Here is a 19,268-nt window from a genome sequence, read left to right as displayed (position 1 = left end):
ATATTTATTTTATTCCTTTAATTCCTTCTTCTATTGCCTGTTTAACGATTTTTAAACTATCAATGGCTTGTTGATTTTGGAAATCGTCTCTACTAATGACAATTGTATTCCCTAAACTATCAAATTCGTAATTTACATTTTGATATTTATTAATATGGAAATGCCCAGTTTGTAATAAAGGTCTGTTTTCTTCTCTTAATTTTGCTACCCTATAAAATATTTCATTAGATAAATAATTGCCTCCTGGACCATTGTAAATAATTTTATTTATAGGAGGAAAGTCTTTATTATTATGTTCATTATCATATTTAAAATCCTTTTTAACAAAAGGAGCATTTAAAAAAGTATCAGGTAAACTGGTTTTTATCCATTCATAGTTTGTTGGTAATGCCTGACTTTTAGCAGGTCTTATATAATTCATATTTTCATCACTACCACCTCTTCTTGATATTGCAAAGGCATCAATATGATAATCATCTTTTAACTTTTGACTTACAGTAATAATCATATCAATTTCATCAATCAAAGACCCAATATACCTTTCTATAATGCCTGTTCCTTGTCCTTTATTCTGTTCCTGACTACTATCAAAGTCGGTATATCGTACTGGGATCATCATGGTTTGTATAGATGCTCCTAATGTATTATTATTGGCTAGAGCTAATGTAACTATTCCTGAAGGATTGGATTGCAGAATATTATAATACTCTTTATCTGGATGATCTATAGAATTTAATAAAAACGGATCAAATCCCGTAATCAATACTTTTTTAGCTCCTTTAGGAGCTTTACTAAAATCAATTCCGGTATAATTCCGGCTTTTTTCTTCAAAAAGTTGGATTAGTTTCGATAGTTGGGTGTTTTCTTTTACAGTAGAATGTTCAATATCAATATCGTTTTTAAAAAGAGGATGTCGTTTTAAGCGTACCTGCATTTTATTTCGAGCCCAGTATAAAGGACGATCATCGAGATTACCGTTTTGTACCTGTTGAACGGCAGCATTCCAAAGCGCTTTAGCATCTTGTTTTACACGGGTTTTTATTTGTTCAAAGGTAAGCTCTTTTGTGGTATTTATAAATTGGGAAAACGCTATAACAAGATCGAGTATTTCCGGATTTTTTTTTATAAAGTGATTTTCATAATTATTTATATCGTCTTTATTTCCAGAGTCATCAGTATCGAATAAACCGATCAGCTCTTCATAGTTTCTTAAATAGGTAATCGGTTTTAGTCGGTTATCCTTTTCAGGAAGTGAAAAAAGCCGATTGTTGAAGTTTCCTTCAATATAAAACTCCGTTAAATTTTCGGAGGCTATTTTGGTTGTGTGGGTTTGATAGTTATAATATTCCTGATCTTCGCTATGCCATAAAGGATTCAGCTTGAAATATTCCGTTTCACAATGATTGTTGTTGAGTTCCAGATTCCATTGTAAAGCCTCTATTTCGGGAAATGTTTTGTCTTTATTTTCTGTATAAGCTTTTAGCTGAAAGGCTATTTTGGTTCCGTTGGGTACTTCTTTTGTCAGAATTTTTATTTTAATCTTTTCTCCGTACCAAATAGAATTTGTTGTATTGTTTTCTACATCTAAAAACTGTACATCTATAATTTCAGGATGTGCCTGATTCTTGGAAGTATTCTTTTCGTTTTTGATAAAATGATCTTTTTGTCCTGCTTCATGACAGGATATAATCCCACCTAATGAACAACGAAGCGTTGACTGATCTGTAACAGAGGCAAGTCCATTAACAGCAGACCATTTTATGGTATCGATCCAGTCACCGGGATTGGGAATACAAGGTTTTTGAGTAGCAGAACATACTCCAAAAGGAAATATATTTTCATTGGGTATTTTATCAGCTTCTGTTGCTTTTAGTTGTCCATTAAGGGAAGAAAAGTTCTGAGAAGTTACTTCCAGTTCTGATATCGCATTTCCTTTATCGCATTTTAATTGTGTGCTTTTTATTAAAAAGAATTCTTTCATGGAGTATTTATATGCTTTTTCTTTATTTTGGTAAATATATATTAATTTTAATTAATTAATTATTGTTGTGGTAATAAATTATATTTAAAATAAAGTATAATAGTTTTTATATTCTAATTTTGCTTTCTATTTTTATACTATTTAATATAGTTGTAAACTATTCTGTTAGTAATGGTCTATTTTGTTTTAGTTTGCCGTTTATTATGTGTGTTAAAATTATTTAAAACAGTATTTTAGTAAAGTTATTAGAGTTGATTTTGAGGTTAATTCTTTTGAATAGTAAAATAGTTTCTGAGAATATGGGAAACCGTAAGAAGACTCGAGATGAGGAGGGTATTTTTGTAGGGAACAATAAATATAGGATAATTATATAAACGAACTATGATAGACTTTGAAATATTAATGAATGATACATTTTCAGTTTTGATAAATGATAGTGGTTTGGAACCAATTGAAAATAAAAAAGTTTTTAGTTTAATTAATGACTTTGAAAATGGGAGTTGGAGATATAATATATTCCAAAAATTTATTTGGAATAATATTAAAGATACAGCTTTAAGTTATAGAGAAAGAGAATCTTTGGCTTTAGAAGGAGAAGATTCAGTATTAACTGAAGCAGCAATAAATCTCAGATTATCTGAGGAGGGAAAAGACTTTGGAAGAGGGAGTGAGATTGCTGAAATCTTACTTTACGGTATAATGAGGAAATATTATAATGCTCTGCCAATTGTACCTAAAATATTTTATAAACAGAACAATCAAGACAATGCAAAAGGTTCTGATAGTGTTCATATAGTAATAGAAAAAGATAATAATTTTTCATTATGGTTTGGAGAATCAAAATTTTATAATTCGATTGAGAATGCAAGATTAGATAGAATAGTAAAATCTGTTAGAGAATCATTAACTCTAGAGAAGCTTAGAAAAGAAAATAGTATTATCACCAGTCTTTCTGATATTAGTGATTTTTCAGAAATTTCACCTGATTTAAGAGAGAAAATAATAAAATCATTATCAAAAAGTAAATCAATAGATTCTATTAAAACAATCCTTAATATTCCAATATTATTACTTTATGAGTGTGATATTACGAAAGTGACAACTCATATAAATGAAGACTATAGATATAAAATAAGAGAGTATCATAAAGAAAGAGCGACAGAATATTTTAAAAAACAAATAAAAGAATGTATTGATATTGATTTGTATTCTGAAATAAAATTCCATATCATTCTTTTTCCGGTTGCTGGAAAAGATATAATTGTTGATAAATTTATTGCTAAAGCACAAGTATATAAAAATTAAATCATGGAAAATTTTATATTTGAAAAATGTCATATAATAAATGATTTATTGATTTCTAAAAAAGATAATGAAGCTAGAGAAGAATTGATAAAATTATTGGATTTTCATAACACTGAAAAATTAGGATATACTCCTTTAATTAATCATTTAATAAGGGAAACAGGATTATTTCCTTATTTACAACAAAAAACTTCAAATTGGGAAGAAAGATATATTCATGAAATTTTTAAAGTTAATGTAGGAGATGAAAAACCTGTAACACTACATAGAGAACAGTCTTTTTTATTAAAAAAACTTTTGGATGGGCGTAATATTGCAGTGAGTGCACCAACAAGTTTTGGTAAAAGTTTTGTTATAGATGCGTTTATAAAGATAAAGAAACCTAAAAATGTAATAATTATAGTTCCTACTATTGCTTTAACTGATGAAACTAGACGAAGATTATATAAGAAATTTGCAAATGAATATAAAATAATCACAACAACTGAAGTTAAACCTTCAGAAAAAAACATTTTTATATTTCCACAAGAACGGGCAATCAATTATTTAGATAAAGTTGAATATTTTGATATAATGATTATTGATGAGTTTTATAAAGCAAGTAATCTTTTTGATAAAGAGAGGTCTCCAAGTTTAGTCAAAGCAATTATTAAAATTGGAAGTAAATCAAAGCAAAAGTATTTTTTAGCTCCAAATATTTCGACCTTAGAAGATAATCCTTTTACTGCTGATATGGAGTTTATTCAATTAGATTTTAATACTGTATATTTAGAAAAACATGAGCTTTATAAAAAAATTAATAAGGATATAGAGCTTAAAAGTAATATGCTAGTTGAAATTTTAAAAAAGAAAGAAACAAAATCACTTATTTATGCAGGGACATATACTAATATAGAGAATATTTCAAATTTAATTTTATTAAATTTTCAAGACAAAAACAATGGATTGTTAGACCAATTCTCGGATTGGTTAGGGAAAAATTATGATTATAATTGGAGTTTGACAAATTTAATTAAAAAGGGAACAGGATTTCATAATGGAAGATTACATCGTTCTTTAAGTCAAATACAAGTCAAATTATTTGAAGATGAAACAGGAATTGATAATATTATTTCTACATCGTCTATTATTGAGGGTGTAAATACTTCCGCAGAAAATGTTATTATATGGATGAATAAAAACGGAAATTCGAACCTTAATGATTTTACTTATAGAAATATAATTGGAAGAGGAGGTAGAATGTTTAAACATTTTATTGGTAAAATTTATATACTTGACACCCCCCCTGTAAATACCCAAACTACTTTAAATATTGAATTTCCAGAAGAAATTTTAGGAGATTTAGATGAACAAAAATATGATAGACTTTTAACTAAGGAACAAGTTGCTAAAATAATTTCCTATCAGGATGAAATGGGAGTACTTTTAGGTAGTGAGGTTTATAATAGATTAAAAGATGAATCTGTTTTTCAGTCTAGTAATTCAGAGTTAATAAAAACTATTGCAATTGATATGTCTGTAAATCCTGAGAGTTGGAATGGATTGTCTTATTTAAATTCAATGAATAGTAATCAATGGGATAAATCATTATATAAAATTATTAATTTGCAACTTGGAATTTGGGAAACAAAAAGTAGCACATTTGTTGCTTTTATAAAAGTATTAAGAAATAATTGGTTAAAAACAATTCCAGAATTATTAAATGATTTGGAAGTTGATGATATAGGGATTGATGAATTTTTTAAATTAGAAAGAAATGTAACTTTTAAATTTGCTTCATTATTAAAAGATGTAAATGTTTTACAAAAAGAATTATTGAAACATAAAAATTATGATATTTCAAAGTTTATTTCATATGTTTCCCATGCTTTTTTACCATCGGTTGTCTTTCAACTTGAAGAATATGGTCTACCGAGAATGATTTCAAAAAAAATTCATAATGCAGAACTAATTAATTTTTATAATCAAGAACTAACAATTCATGGTGTAATAGATAAATTTAATCAAATAGGAATAGATGAGATTAGGCAAATTCATGATTTAGATGGTTTTGATCATTATATTTTAAATTATTTCTATGATGGAATTGCAACAAATCAAATAGAATCGTAATCAAATATTCATACTAAAAAAGGAATCAAACTAAAACCATAGTTTGATTCCTTTTATCCGTTTTTCTAAAAATCGAACAATCCAATTAAAAACTCCTCTTCATTTTCTCTTTAATCTCCTTTAGGCAAAGATTATTAATACTCCCTTCATGCGTATGTTTCGTTTGTTTAGGAGATTGGAACGTACCTTTTTCCGTTTGTTCGCCGATGATTTTATAAGCATCACGGAACGGCATTCCTTGTTGTACCAATTCATTTAGCGCATCTACCGTAAATAGATAATCGTATTTTTTATCGTCCAGTATATGTTCCTTAACCTTAATGTCCTTAGTGGCATAGATTGCCATATCCAGACAGGCTTTTAATGTTTGAATTGCCGGGAATAAACCCTCTTTCAGCAGTTGGAAATCACGGTGATAACCACTTGGTAAGTTATTCGTTAGTAACGTTAATTCGTACGGTAAAGCCTGTACTTTATTACATTTCCCACGTATCAGTTCAAACACGTCCGGATTCTTTTTATGCGGCATAATGCTTGATCCCGTAGTTAAGTTGGACGGAAGTGTAATAAAATCAAAATTCTGACTCATATACAGGCAAACATCCATAGCAAATTTAGAAAGCGTACCCGCAACGCTGCTCATTGCGAAAGCAACCGTTTTTTCCGATTTCCCACGGCTCATCTGAGCCGCTACGGAATTGTATTTTAAGGTTTCAAAACCCAGTACTTGTGTCGTAAAAGTTCTATTGATCGGGAAGGAGCTTCCATAACCCGCAGCGGAACCCAACGGATTTTGATCCACTACAGTTAAAGCCGCATTCAGCATGGTAATATCATCAATAAGACTTTCCGCATACGCCGAAAACCACATTCCAAACGAAGAAGGCATTGCGATTTGAAGGTGTGTATAACCCGGTAACAATATATGCTGATATTGATCAGCCGATTGCATTAGCAGATCAAACAGTTCTTTTACCTGTTCTTTTAAAGCTTTTACTTCGTCTTTCAGATATAAATGAACATCTACCAACACCTGATCGTTTCTCGAACGTGCCGTATGAATCTTTTTACCTGCATCACCTAGTTTTTCGGTTAGAAGATATTCTATTTTAGAATGTACGTCTTCAAAAGAATCCTCAATGACAAAATCACCTTTTGCAATATGGGTTACGATTTCTTCTAAAGCCAGTACTAGTGTATCCGTTTCCTCTTTTGTCAATAAGCCGATCTGATGTAACATTTTTGCATGAGCGATAGAACCTAAGGCATCATATTTTGCTAATACTAAATCCAGTTCTCTGTCATTACCTACTGTAAAGTGATCTATTTGTTTATCCGTTGCAATTCCTTTTTCCCAAAGTTTCATGCTTGTTTTGTTTAAAGTTTAAATGTAAGAAGTAAAAAGTGAGAGGTAAAATGTTTGAAGATCTTACCATTGAAAATAGGGATGTTAATTTTCAAATCATCTCATTTTCAAATTTTCAAATTATTTCAAGTAACGCTCCAGTATTGTAATATAGAGCGGTATCCCTTCTTTTATTTCATCAATATAAATAAATTCATTGGCGGTGTGGGAGCGTAATGTATCTCCGGGACCTAGTTTTAACGACTGACAGCTCAGTACGGACTGATCGGACAGTGTAGGGGAGCCGTAAGTTGTTCTTCCCAGTTCGATTCCTGCTTGTACCAACGGATGGGTTATTGCAATGGAGGAAGCATTTAAATGCAACGAGCGGGGCTGTACTTTTTCGGAAATATGTTCTTGTACTATTGCCAGAACTTCCTGATTACTGTAACAGTCATTCACTCTGATGTCTACTACCAGATGACATTCCGCAGGGACAACATTATGTTGTTTACCCGCATTGATCTGTGTAACGGTCATTTTTACGGGACCGAGAACTTCTGATACCTTTTCAAAAGTATAGTTTTTGAACCATTCTATTACCGGAACGGCATTATAGATCGGATTATCATTATTCTGATGTGCTGCATGGCTTGCCGTTCCGGCAACTACAACATCGAGTACTAAAAGTCCCTTTTCGGCAATGGCGAGTTGCATTAAAGTAGGTTCGCCTACAATAGCACAGTCTATAGCCGGCAAATGTTTTAAAACGCTGTTCAGTCCGTTTTTTCCGCTGCTTTCTTCTTCTGCGGAAGCGACAATCACCAGATTGTGCGCCAAGTCTTTCTGAGCATAGAAATACGTAAAGGTGGCTAATAGAGAAACTAAACATCCTCCCGCATCATTACTGCCAAGTCCAAAGAGTTTTCCGTCTTCCGTTTTCGGTTCAAAAGGATCATTCGTATAGCCCTGATTCGGTTTTACCGTATCATGGTGCGAATTGAGCAGAACGGTTTTTTTCTGGTCATCAAAAAACTGATTGTACGCCCATATATTATTATTCTCTCTTTTAAAGGGGATATTATTCTGTTTAAACCAGTTTTCGATTAAAAGTGCGGTTTGATCCTCTTCACTTGAAAAAGAAGGAGTCGCAATAAGATTCTTTAAAAGTTCAATAGCTTCATCGGTAAGTATTTCTATAGTTTTCATAGGCTGATAGTGGTATAAACGGCATTTTTGTTTTGTAATAAACTGTGATGACCAATACTTATTTTCTGAACGCCTCTGGTCAGGGCATTAAAACAATTATCCAATTTTGGGAGCATTCCGGAATGAATAATCTGTCGGTCTTTTAAGTCTTTATAAACAGCAGTGGTAATATTTTCTATTACAGTAGTGTCATCTTCGGAATTCATCAGAACACCGGGTTTTTCGAAGCAGTATATTAAATTTACGTCAAATACGGTTGCTAAGGCTGCCGCCAGTTCGCTTGCGATAGTATCCGCATTCGTGTTGAGCAGTTGCCCGTTTTTATCATGTGTAATAGCACAAAACACAGGAACTATATTCTGGTGGATCAGTTGTTCCAGTAAAGGACTATTTACCTGAATAACATCGCCTACAAAGCCAAAATCAATGGAAGGGTGCTGTCTTTTTACGGATTGGATCAGATTACCGTCTGCTCCCGAAAATCCCATTGACAGGCTATTCAGTGCTTGCAGGTCGGCAACAATACCTTTATTAATCAGTCCGGCATACATCATCACCACAATAGCAAGCATTCTTTTATCCGTAATTCTTCTGCCGTCAACCATCTGAGGAATTATACCTAGTTTTTCTGCCATTCTGGTAGCTGATTTTCCACCTCCGTGTACTAAAACTTTAGCTCCGGGAATAGTAGCAAAATCAGACAGAAACTGTTTTAATGCTGCTTCATCATCAATAACGTTTCCTCCTATTTTTACAAGGGTAAGTGCCGGTTTAGTTTTCATTTTTCAGCATTTGGGTTAATACAGCCTGTGCCGCAAACGTTCTGTTATTGGCTTCCTGAATTACAATAGAAGTAGCGCTGTCGAGCACTTCGTCTGTAACAATCATATTTCTTCTTACGGGCAGACAATGCATGAATTTAGCATTATTCGTCAGTTTCATTTTTTCCATAGTTACCGTCCAGTTGGTGTCCATAGAAAGAATCTTACCATAATCGTTGTAATTACTCCAGTTTTTGGCATAAATAAAATCGGCATCTTTAAAGGCTTCATCCTGATTATGTGTAATAACGGTATCTTTTGTAACTTTTGGATTTAATTCGTATCCTTTTGGATGAGTAATTACTAAATCAACGTCTGCCAACTGCATTACTTTTACAAAAGAATTGGGAACAGCATGTGGCAGAGCCTTTGGATGAGGCGCCCAGGTCAGAACGACTTTAGGTCTCTTTGTTGTTTTGTGTTCTTCTATGGTCAGCGCATCTGCAACCGCCTGTAAAGGATGTTCTGTAGCACCTTCCAGACTGATAACCGGAACGGAAGCATATTTTACAAAGGAGTTGATTACTTGTTCTTCTTCGTCCTTTTCTTTATCGGTCAGAGTAGGGAAACTTCTAATAGCAATAATATCACAATATTGAGAAATTACCTGAGCAGCTTCTTTGATATGTTCTGTTTTGTTACCGTCCATTACCACACCGTCTTCAAACTCCAGACTCCATCCTTCGGTATTCAGGTTCATGACCATGGTATGCATTCCCAGATTAGAGGCTGCTTTTTGCGTACTTAGTCTGGTTCTTAAACTGGGATTGAAAAATAATAAACCAATGGTTTTATTTTTTCCCAAATCGGGGTTTTTATAAGGGTCTGCTTTTATTTTTTTAGCAGATAGTATCAGTTCATCTAAATTGGTGATATCATCTACAGAAGTGAATTTTTTCATCTTAAAAATCTGTTTTTATATAGAAACGAATATTTCTTATATAATTTAATTTATTAAATATAGTTTAATTTGGGCGAACCTGCAAAAAAGCAGGTCGGGCTATTCGCTTTATCTTTTTTGGTAGTACCATTCCAATAAAAGGAACTTTCCAAAAGCCAAAAAAGGATACCGCTGCTATCCCTTTCGCAACTTGTGGCATGACTGTTATGTCAAACGTATTAAAATGCATTTCTACCGACATTTTAATAATCAAATGTTTCCAAAGGAAACCATCGGTATTACAATCATTTTCAAATTGATTTTAAGGCTTCCTGAAGTCCTTTTGTAAAGGTATCAATGTCTTTATTGGTAATGTTTAACGGGGGAAGAATTCTCAACAGATTCTTTTGGGAAGCACTTCCTGTAAAAATAAACTGGTCACAGATCAGCTTTTTACGTAATTCTGCCACTTCAAAATCAAATTCTAATCCTAACATTAATCCTCTTCCTTTTATGTTTTTAATTTGGGGAATAGATTGCATTGCTTCAACAAAATAAGCATTCTGGGCTACTACATTATCTATGATATTTTCTTTTTTCATAACATCCAGAACGGCTAATCCGGCAACACAGGCTAAATGGTTTCCTCCAAAGGTGGTTCCTAACAGACCGTGTGAAGCCTTAAATTCCGGACTGATCAGAATACCGCCAACAGGGAATCCGTTACCCATTCCTTTTGCTAAGGAGATAATATCGGCTTTAATATTGTGGTGCTGATGGGCAAAGAATTTGCCTGATCTTCCGTAACCGCTCTGAATTTCATCGAGAATTAAGATAACACCATTTTCCTTGCATACTTTTTCCAGTGCCTGAAAGAATTCAGTTGTTCCCTGGTCTAATCCTCCAACGCCTTGTATACCTTCTATAATGACAGCACAAATATCTCCTTTTTTGATTTCGGCAGTAACCGCTTCAATATCGTTTAAAGGTAAAAATACTACAGGATGATTCGCATTAATTGGAGCTACAATAGACGGATTATCCGTTACTGCTACTGCTGCTGAAGTACGACCGTGAAAGCTTTTCTTAAAGCTGATTACTTTTGCTTTTTTCGTATGGAAAGAGGCTAGTTTCAGGGCGTTTTCATTGGCTTCTGCTCCTGAATTACAAAGAAAAAGGGTATAATCCGGATAGCCTGAGAACTTCGTTAGTTGTTCTGCGAATGCTTCCTGTAACGGGTTCTGAATAGAATTGGAGTAGAAGCCAATTTTATTCAGTTGTTCAGTAAGTGTTTTTACATATTCCGGATGGGAATGTCCTATGGAAATTACACCGTGACCTCCGTAAAAGTCAAGATACTGTTGTTCTTTATCATCCCAAACGGTTGCTCCTAAAGCTTTTACAGGAGTAATATTATATATTGGATATACGTCGAATAAATTCATTTTTTTATTTTTTAGATTGATATCATCCCTTTGTTAGACTGTTTCCAAAGAGGATATAATCTAAATGGATTGATTTCATTAATTTATTTTGTTTTATGTCAAATGAATTTCGCAGAAATTCATATTATAATTATTAAATCGGTTTTACATCTCAATTCTCAATACTAATATCTCAATACTAAAATATCAGAACCCACTAGGTTTTAATTGTAAGCCTTCTTTTTCATCTAAGCCAAACATCAAATTCATGTTCTGGATTGCCTGTCCGGAAGCTCCTTTGATTAGATTATCAATCACGGAGGTTACTAACAGATAGTGCCCTTTTTTCATCAGACTAATAATACATTTGTTAGTTTGCACTACTTGTTTCAGGTTAATATCGGATGTGGTTACGGTTGTAAAAGGGTGGTCTTGATAATACTTTTTATATTGTGCCACTATCGTTTCGAACGGCTGATCGATCTTAGTGTATAAAGTAGCGAATATTCCTCTTGGAAAATCGCCTCTGTTCGGTATGAAAAGCAATTCATCAGTATAGTTATTCTGTAATTGATGTACACTTTCGTTTATTTCGCCAAGGTGCTGATGTTCAAAGGCTTTATAGTGTGATATATTATTAGCTCTCCAGCTGTGATGTGTCGTTGCTACAGGTTGTACACCTGCGCCGGTACTTCCGGTAACGGCATTAATATGAACGGATTCAGTAAGCCATTTTTCATTTGCTAAAGGTAGTAATGCGAGTTGAATTGCAGTAGCAAAACATCCCGGATTAGCGATATACTGCGCCGTCTGAATGGCTGTTTTGTTTAATTCCGGCAGACCGTAAACAAATGTTTTTCCATCAAATATTGCATCGTTCTTTAGTCTGAAATCATTGCTTAAATCGATGATTCGGGTATGTGCTGCAAATTTATTTTCTGAAAGGAAATTTTTAGATTTTCCATGACCTAAACACAGGAATACTACGTTTACATCCGGATTGATATGATCTGTAAAATCCATTTCCAGATCACCTAGTACGTCCTGATGAACGGAAGCAATGGGTTTGCCTGCGTTAGTTGTACTGAATATAAAATCTATTGTTATTTTGCTGTGGTGCATTAATATTCTGATTAATTCACCGGCAGTATATCCTGAACCACCAATTATTCCGACTTTAATCATAGCTAACGGGGTTTACGGATGAATAGATAGTCTGAGCGTTTCCTAATATTTTAATGAATCCTTTTGCATCATCAGAGGTCCATGCATTATTCATTTCGCCATACTGACCAAATGAGGTATTCATCAGGTCATGTGCTGAGGTAATTCCGTCTAGTGAGAAATGATATGGTTTTAGCGTAACGGTAACCGTACCTGTAACGGTGTGTTGTGTGTCTGTTAAGAACGTTTCAATATTTCTCATGACAGGGTCTAAGAACTGACCTTCATGGAACAGCATTCCGTACCAGTTCCCCAGTTGTTCTTTCCAGTACTGTTGCCATTTACTTAATACATGTTTTTCCAGTAAATGGTGCGCTTTAATAATGATGATAGGGGCAGCTGCTTCGAAGCCAACTCTTCCTTTGATTCCGATAATGGTATCTCCTACATGAATATCTCTGCCAATAGCGTAACTGCTTGCCAGTTTTTCAAGTGCTATAATATTTTGTGCAGGGGTTCCTTTTTGATCGTTGATCCCGGTTAATTCTCCTTTTTCAAAATGTAAGGTTACTTTTTGAGCTTCTTTTTGTGATAATTGAGTAGGGTAGGCTTCTTCCGGAAGTGGCAGATTTGAAGTTAAGGTTTCTTTTCCGCCTACGCTTGTTCCCCAGATTCCTTTATTGATAGAATACTGCGCTTTTTCCCAGGAATAGCTTACTCCGTTTTGCTGTAGATAGGCTACTTCTTCTTGTCTTGATAATTTCAGGTCTCTGATTGGAGTAATGATCTCAATTTCCGGAGCAATAGTCTGGAAGATCAGGTCAAAACGAATTTGGTCATTACCGGCTCCTGTACTGCCGTGAGCGATATAATCGGCTCCAATTTTTTTAGCATATTTTACAGTTTCAATAGCCTGAAATACTCTTTCGGCACTAACGGAAAGGGGATAGGTATTGTTTTTTAAAACATTACCGAAGATCAGGTATTTAATGGCTTTATCATAGTAATGGTCTACAATATCCAAATTAAGATGTTGTTTACTGCCCAGTTCGTAAGCTCTTTTTTCAATGGCTTCGAGTTCTTCGGCATCAAAACCACCGGTGTTGATTAGTATGGTATAAACTTCTAAGTTTTTTTCGTTCTTTAAATATTTAAGGCAATATGAGGTATCTAATCCTCCACTGTAAGCCAAAACTACTTTTTTCATGGTTTTATAGGTTTAAAAATTTCAAGCTGATAAATGATTTCGGCTTGTTATTGTTATTAATTGATTTTTCTTTCTTTAAAAAAAGTGCTTGTTTGATATTTTTTAATCTTGCCAGTACTTTTTTATTAAAATGTTGTTCTTCCTTTTTTTCTTTTGGGTCAAAAAGCATTCCTGTACAAAGACACATTTTATTTTCTTTTCTCTGTAAGATATCGTAGTTGGTACAGGTTTTACAGCCTGCCCAGAAACTAGGATCATCTGTTAGTTCAGAGAACGGGACAGGACGATATCCTAAATCGGAATTAATTTTCATAACTGCTAACCCGGTGGTGATACCAAAAATTTTGGCATTCGGATATTTCTCCAGAGAGTAGTTAAATACTTTTGTTTTAATCTTTTTTGCTAAACCTAAATGTCTGTAATCAGGATGTACAATTAATCCTGAATGTGCTACAAACTCACCATGCTGCCAGCTTTCTATATAACAGAATCCAGCAAATTTTCCGTCTGCAAGAGCAATAACAGCTTGTTGACTGCTCATTTTTTTAATCACATACTCAGGCGTTCTTTTAGCAATACCAGTACCTCTTAAAAGGGCTGATGCCTCAATAGTATCACATATTTCCTGTGCAAATTTATGATGCTCTTCTTGAGCAATAAGGATGGCTACATTCATCTCGAAAATGAATTAATTAAATTAAATAAAAAAGGATATAAAAAACATTTACGCAAAGGAGAAGTCAGGAAAAACCTGCTCCCAGACCACTAATGCCGCGTAATGGTGGGTATAAAAAATACTAAAATTGAAATTTTAGATAGATTTTCAGAAGAATATAATGATCCTAAAAGATAATTTGATATTTCCAAAATGTAAAAAGTAAAATATGAATAAACAGACTAATAACTAACTATTGTGCGTTGTGGTACTATAATTATAGCGACCGCACAACCCGCAAAGTAGCGGGGCTAGTTGTCCGTATGGGAGAAGTTGTATATAACTTGTTGTTATTCATAGTGCAAATATATAATAATTTATAATACACCACTTAAAAACTTAATTTTTTTTTAATTTTTTTAATGGCTATTGGTAAACAGTTGATAGCTTTGTAAAATGTTATTTGTAAAAAGTAAAACGTGAGAACCGACTGATAATGAATAGCTTTCAGTTTTATTATAAATCCGGAAATGACCCGCCCTTTGGGACCCCTCGTGGAGGGGTAGTTATATCGTAAATCCTTTCAGACTTTTGACTATTTTATTATCAAATTATACCTAACAGGTTTTTAAAACCTGTTAGGATAAAGGTATATGAAAATATAGTATATCGTAAATCCTTTAGACTTTTGGACTATATTTATTATCTTCTGAATTTATTTTGTGTAAGGATACTTTTTAGTTTTAGTTTCAGATCTTCTCCTGTATCGTAAATCATTTGCTCACTAGACGGGAATAAGGTTGATTTTGCTACAAAATAAGAGTAGTAATTATCTTCAACAGCACGTTTATCACCATCATAATTAGCATAAATATGCTGGAAAACGAATTCACTTGATAAAGGGAATGTTTGAAGTAACTGTTTGGTTCTGTAATCCACATAGTCCACTTTTGCGGTTACCTGACAGGATTTAAATTGTGTAAATTCATAGATATTAATCTTTACATTTTTTATAATATCTACTTTCATGATTTTACCGGATTTATCTCTTACCGGTTTTCCGTTACGGTCTAACAGGTCTTTTTCTCCGTCCTTAACCTGTTTTTCTTTTATAAATTGTTTTTCTTTGATCTGTTCAGGGGATATTACAATTTCTCTGAAATTAATGATCAAACCGTAATCATAGTTGGTTCCTTTTTGTTTAGTACTGTGGTAAACCGTCCATTTATCATCTAATCCGTATGTACTGAAATCTAGTAGGTCGTTTTCTAATTTTACCGGAATAACTACGTTTGTTTCATTTTTTGTAGAAACATGAACAAAATCGGTTCCTTTGAATTGGGCTTTGTCCATTAATCGGGCAACATCTTTATAGTTACGATTAATATCATTTAAATAAACCAGATCATCATAAGCTCTTCGGGCATCCATTTTATTAGGAGATCGGAGCAGTTGAACTGCATTATTGTATAAATAAACAGACAGATCCTTTTTGCTTTCTATAATCTGATTGGAATAGTTCTGAAAAGGGAAAATGGCATTTCTACTTTCGTTCATTAGATATAATGGAAGAACGGGTTTTATTATTTCCTGACGTCTGTCTAACTGGACGTAAGTAGAGTATATTTTTTCTAAATTAGAAGGATTAGCATCTCTTTTTAAAAAATCGATGGTATTCTTATCTTTTTCAACAGCTTTAGCAAAAGCTTCTTCCAGTAAGTAGATATAGGTTTGTTTGCTTTTTTTTTCTTTACTGCTTTTCAGATTATTTACGGATTTAGTTATAGCTCCGTCATAATCGCCATTACTGAGTTTGTTTTGTACGCTTTTAACGCCACATGAAGCAACTATAATCAAAAAAGAAAAGAGGGTTGCAATTTTTTTCATAATCAGAAAATTTTTGGTAAATGTAAGATAAAAATAGAATACAAAAAAGTGCCATACAGCACTTTAGGTTTATTTTTTAGTGAATTTTGGTAAGAGTTTACTGGAAACTTCTCCAAAACCTAACCGTATTTTATTATTATTACAATATCCGGTTATAATTACGGTATCTCCGTCATTAATAAATTTTCGTTCTGTTCCGTCTTTCATTTTAATTGGGTTTTTACCTCCCCATGTTAGCTCCAGCATAGAGCCAAACGAATCCGGAGTGGAACCTGAAATAGTCCCTGAACCCATCAGATCGCCGGAATTAACGCGACATCCGTTTATAGTATGATGTGCTAACTGTTGGTTCATGGTCCAATATAAATATTTGAAGTTAGAATTAGAAACAACGGTAGCCTCTGTGTTTTCCGGTTGTACTGCCACTTGTAGTTTAATGTCAAAAGTATAATCTTTTTCTGAATGAAGATAAGGCAGGGGCTTAGGTTCTTGTTTTAGATTTTTAACTCTGAAAGGTTCTAAAGCATCCAGTGTTACGATCCATGGTGAAATGGAAGAAGCAAAGTTCTTTGCTAAGAATGGACCAAGAGGGACATATTCCCATTTTTGTATATCACGGGCGCTCCAGTCATTGAGAAGTACCATTCCAAAAATATAATTTTCTGCTTCTTCTACCGGAATTGGTTCTCCCATAGCATTAGCATCTGTTGTGATAAATGCCATTTCGAGTTCAAAATCGATTAATTTTGATGGACCAAAAACAGGGCTGGTCTCACCATGTGGTAAGGTTTGTCCTTGTGGTCTGTATATTGGTATTCCGGAAGGAATAATTGTAGAGGATCTTCCGTGATAGGCAACGGGAAGATGAAGCCAGTTGGGTAATAAGGCATTTTCCGGATCCCGAAACATTTTCCCTACATTAGTTGCATGTTCTTTACTGGAATAAAAATCAGTATAATCACCAATTAATACCGGTAACTGCATTTCTACATCTTCTATTCTGAAGATTGCAAAATCTCTATGTTTTGTATTGTCTCTTAAAAGACTGTTTTTGGAGTCAAAAATATCTGCAATACGGTTTCTGACCAAGCGCCATGTTTTCTGACCATCTGAAATAAAATCATTCAGAGTGTCCTGCATAAACATATCATCGGTTAGTTCAATACCTTCAAAATAGCCCATTTGCTGTAATGCTCCCAAGTCAATTGCATAATCGCCAATTCTTGTGCCGGTTGTAACGACATCATCTTTGGTTATAAAGACACCAAACGGAATATTCTGTATTGGAAAATCGCTGTTTTCAGGAATGTCTAACCAAGATTTCCTATCGGGGTCATTAGCTGTAATTGGCATAGCTGTTTTTTGTTTAGTTGTTAAAATTTAAGTTATCAAATATATCATTATCCATTATTTTACCAAACCATTTTCGTATTTTTGGATTTAATTTAACGAAAAATTATCAAAATGCAACGCGACGAACAAATTTTTGACTTGATTCTTGAGGAACAAGATAGACAAATTCACGGATTAGAACTAATCGCTTCAGAAAACTTTGTAAGCGATCAGGTGATGGAAGCCGCAGGTTCGGTTTTAACTAACAAATATGCTGAGGGATATCCCGGAAAGAGATATTACGGAGGCTGTGAGGTAGTAGATGTTATTGAGCAGATAGCTATTGACAGAGCAAAAGCTTTGTTTGGTGCTGAATATGCTAATGTGCAGCCGCATTCAGGCTCTCAGGCAAATACGGCTGTTTATCACGCCTGTTTGAAACCCGGAGATAAAATTCTTGGATTTGATCTGTCACACGGAGGACATTTAACACATGGTTCACCAGTAAACTTTTCAGGAAGATTGTATACACCTGTATTTTATGGTGTAGAAGAAGAAACAGGAAGGCTCAACTATGATAAAATACAGGAAATTGCTACTAAGGAGCAACCAAAATTAATTATTGCAGGAGCTTCGGCATATTCCCGTGATATGGATTTTGAGCGTTTCAGAGCAATTGCAGATAGTGTTGGTGCTATTTTAATGGCTGATATTTCTCATCCGGCAGGTCTGATTGCAAAAGGATTAATGAACGATCCAATTCCTCATTGTCATATTGTAACTACAACAACGCATAAAACATTAAGAGGGCCAAGAGGAGGTTTAATTTTAATTGGTAAAGATTTTGAAAATCCATTTGGTATTAAAACTCCAAAAGGAGAATTAAGAATGATGTCTTCTTTAATTGATGGTGCTGTATTTCCTGGAAATCAAGGAGGACCGTTAGAACATATTATTGCTGCTAAGGCAATTGCTTTTGGTGAAGCTTTATCAGATGAGTTCTTTGTTTATGCAAGGCAATTACAAAAAAACGCAAAAGCAATGGCAGAGGCCTTTGTAAAAAGAGGTTATAAAATTATTTCAGGAGGGACAGATAATCATATGATGTTAATTGATCTCAGAAATAAAAATATCTCCGGTAAAGAGGCTGAAAATGCTTTGGTAAAAGCAGAGATCACTGTAAATAAAAACATGGTTCCTTTTGATGATAAATCACCATTTGTAACTTCTGGAATTCGTATCGGTACTGCTGCAATCACAACTCGTGGTTTGATGGAAGCAGATATGGAAACTATTGTAGCTTTAATTGATCGAGTAATAATGAATCATACTAATGAAGACGTTATTGAGGAAGTAGCAGATGAAGTAAATGAAATGATGGCAAATCGTGCTATTTTTGTTTACTAAATAAAAGAAAATGGATTAGAGTTAATTATTTTTTCTTTCTTAAAATTTTTTAAAAAGAGGCACTATGAAAAATAGATGCCTTTTTTTATGTTCTTTTTTTAGAGGTTGAAATAAAATACTTATCATCAATATGATGGTTGCTAAAGATATATAGATAGTGTTTTATTAGTAAAACAAGAAGGACTTACGTGAAAAGAAATGGACTTCTGATTGCAGGTCCGGTTGATTAAAATAGTTTAAAATGCATATTTAGCAATTATAATAGTCAGAATTACTATTCTATGCTTTATATTTTTTTCGTTATTATTTGTTATTATCTATTTTATTTTATTTTAATAAATAAAATAGATAATTGTTATAATTATAAGATTAGTTATTAGTTATTTATTTTTATGAAAATATTTTATTACTAATTATTTTATGTTATTATGTTGTTATATATTATGTTTTTTTCTTTTTATAAATTTATTCCACAATGATAACAGAAAAAATATTTTTTTTATTACATTTGCAAATGTTATGATATATTCAGTAAATAT

The 19,268-nt window shown here is 33.3% G+C and carries 15 protein-coding genes; 3 read left to right on the top strand and 12 right to left on the bottom strand.

The genetic code is table 11. The features are described 5' to 3' along the window. Positions 1-4: 4 nt before the first annotated feature. The gene (locus AC4FQX_RS00730; RefSeq protein WP_491165744.1) at positions 5-1,981 is read right to left on the bottom strand and encodes a PAAR-like protein; all 1,977 of its coding nucleotides are present in this window, start codon (positions 1,979-1,981) and stop codon (positions 5-7) included. Positions 1,982-2,362: 381 nt separating this feature from the next. On the opposite strand from AC4FQX_RS00730, the gene AC4FQX_RS00725 reads away from it, so the two are divergent. Both AC4FQX_RS00725 and AC4FQX_RS00720 read left to right on the top strand, forming a co-directional pair. Further along, the gene (locus tag AC4FQX_RS00725) at positions 2,363-3,286 is read left to right on the top strand and encodes a HamA C-terminal domain-containing protein (protein WP_491165743.1); all 924 of its coding nucleotides are present in this window, start codon (positions 2,363-2,365) and stop codon (positions 3,284-3,286) included. Positions 3,287-3,289: 3 nt separating this feature from the next. Continuing rightward, positions 3,290-5,398: a DEAD/DEAH box helicase gene (locus AC4FQX_RS00720; RefSeq protein ID WP_491165742.1), complete on the top strand. Its 2,109-nt coding sequence runs from the start codon at positions 3,290-3,292 to the stop codon at positions 5,396-5,398. An 85-nt stretch (positions 5,399-5,483) separates the two neighbouring features. Here AC4FQX_RS00720 and argH read toward each other — a convergent pair whose 3' ends face one another. The 11 genes from argH to fahA form a co-directional block, all read right to left on the bottom strand. Then, positions 5,484-6,764, bottom strand: a complete 1,281-nt coding sequence (gene argH, locus AC4FQX_RS00715) for an argininosuccinate lyase (RefSeq protein ID WP_491165741.1) — start codon at positions 6,762-6,764, stop codon at positions 5,484-5,486. Between the two features lie 120 nt (positions 6,765-6,884). Further along, positions 6,885-7,952, bottom strand: coding sequence for a M20 family metallo-hydrolase (locus AC4FQX_RS00710; protein WP_491165740.1), 1,068 nt, complete (start codon positions 7,950-7,952; stop codon positions 6,885-6,887). Next, positions 7,949-8,734, bottom strand: a complete 786-nt coding sequence (gene argB, locus AC4FQX_RS00705) for an acetylglutamate kinase (RefSeq protein ID WP_491165739.1) — start codon at positions 8,732-8,734, stop codon at positions 7,949-7,951. Before argB ends, AC4FQX_RS00710 begins: the two co-directional genes overlap by 4 nt. Continuing rightward, complete coding sequence (locus AC4FQX_RS00700) at positions 8,724-9,674, bottom strand: N-acetylornithine carbamoyltransferase (protein ID WP_491165738.1); 951 nt, start codon at positions 9,672-9,674, stop codon at positions 8,724-8,726. Before AC4FQX_RS00700 ends, argB begins: the two co-directional genes overlap by 11 nt. A 64-nt stretch (positions 9,675-9,738) precedes the next feature. Continuing rightward, positions 9,739-9,903 (bottom strand): hypothetical protein, encoded by a 165-nt coding sequence (locus tag AC4FQX_RS00695; RefSeq protein ID WP_491165737.1) that lies wholly within the window; start codon positions 9,901-9,903, stop codon positions 9,739-9,741. Between the two features lie 61 nt (positions 9,904-9,964). Next, a complete protein-coding gene (locus AC4FQX_RS00690) occupies positions 9,965-11,098 on the bottom strand; it encodes an aspartate aminotransferase family protein (protein ID WP_491165736.1) in 1,134 nt (377 codons plus the stop codon). Positions 11,099-11,284: 186 nt separating this feature from the next. Further along, positions 11,285-12,262 carry an N-acetyl-gamma-glutamyl-phosphate reductase gene (argC, locus tag AC4FQX_RS00685; protein WP_491165735.1) on the bottom strand — a complete coding sequence of 326 codons (978 nt, stop codon included), beginning with the start codon at positions 12,260-12,262 and terminating at the stop codon, positions 11,285-11,287. Continuing rightward, positions 12,255-13,448: an argininosuccinate synthase domain-containing protein gene (locus AC4FQX_RS00680; RefSeq protein WP_491165734.1), complete on the bottom strand. Its 1,194-nt coding sequence runs from the start codon at positions 13,446-13,448 to the stop codon at positions 12,255-12,257. The genes argC and AC4FQX_RS00680 overlap by 8 nt, the downstream gene beginning before the upstream one ends. 4 nt (positions 13,449-13,452) lie before the next feature. Further along, entirely contained in the window at positions 13,453-14,124 is a 672-nt protein-coding gene (locus AC4FQX_RS00675; RefSeq protein ID WP_491165733.1) for a GNAT family N-acetyltransferase, read from the bottom strand. A 681-nt stretch (positions 14,125-14,805) separates the two neighbouring features. After that, complete coding sequence (locus tag AC4FQX_RS00670) at positions 14,806-15,990, bottom strand: hypothetical protein (protein ID WP_491165732.1); 1,185 nt, start codon at positions 15,988-15,990, stop codon at positions 14,806-14,808. Positions 15,991-16,059: 69 nt separating this feature from the next. Next, positions 16,060-17,343: a fumarylacetoacetase gene (fahA, locus tag AC4FQX_RS00665; protein ID WP_491165731.1), complete on the bottom strand. Its 1,284-nt coding sequence runs from the start codon at positions 17,341-17,343 to the stop codon at positions 16,060-16,062. A 111-nt stretch (positions 17,344-17,454) separates the two neighbouring features. Here fahA and glyA point away from each other — a divergent pair, with 111 nt between their 5' ends. After that, the gene (gene glyA, locus AC4FQX_RS00660; protein ID WP_491165730.1) at positions 17,455-18,729 is read left to right on the top strand and encodes a serine hydroxymethyltransferase; all 1,275 of its coding nucleotides are present in this window, start codon (positions 17,455-17,457) and stop codon (positions 18,727-18,729) included. The last annotated feature ends 539 nt before the right edge of the window (positions 18,730-19,268 follow it).

This window comes from Flavobacterium sp. AK-301 (genome assembly GCF_058310215.1).
The sequence above is the reverse complement of the archived record's forward strand: the minus strand, read 5'-3'. Positions and strand labels throughout refer to the sequence as shown.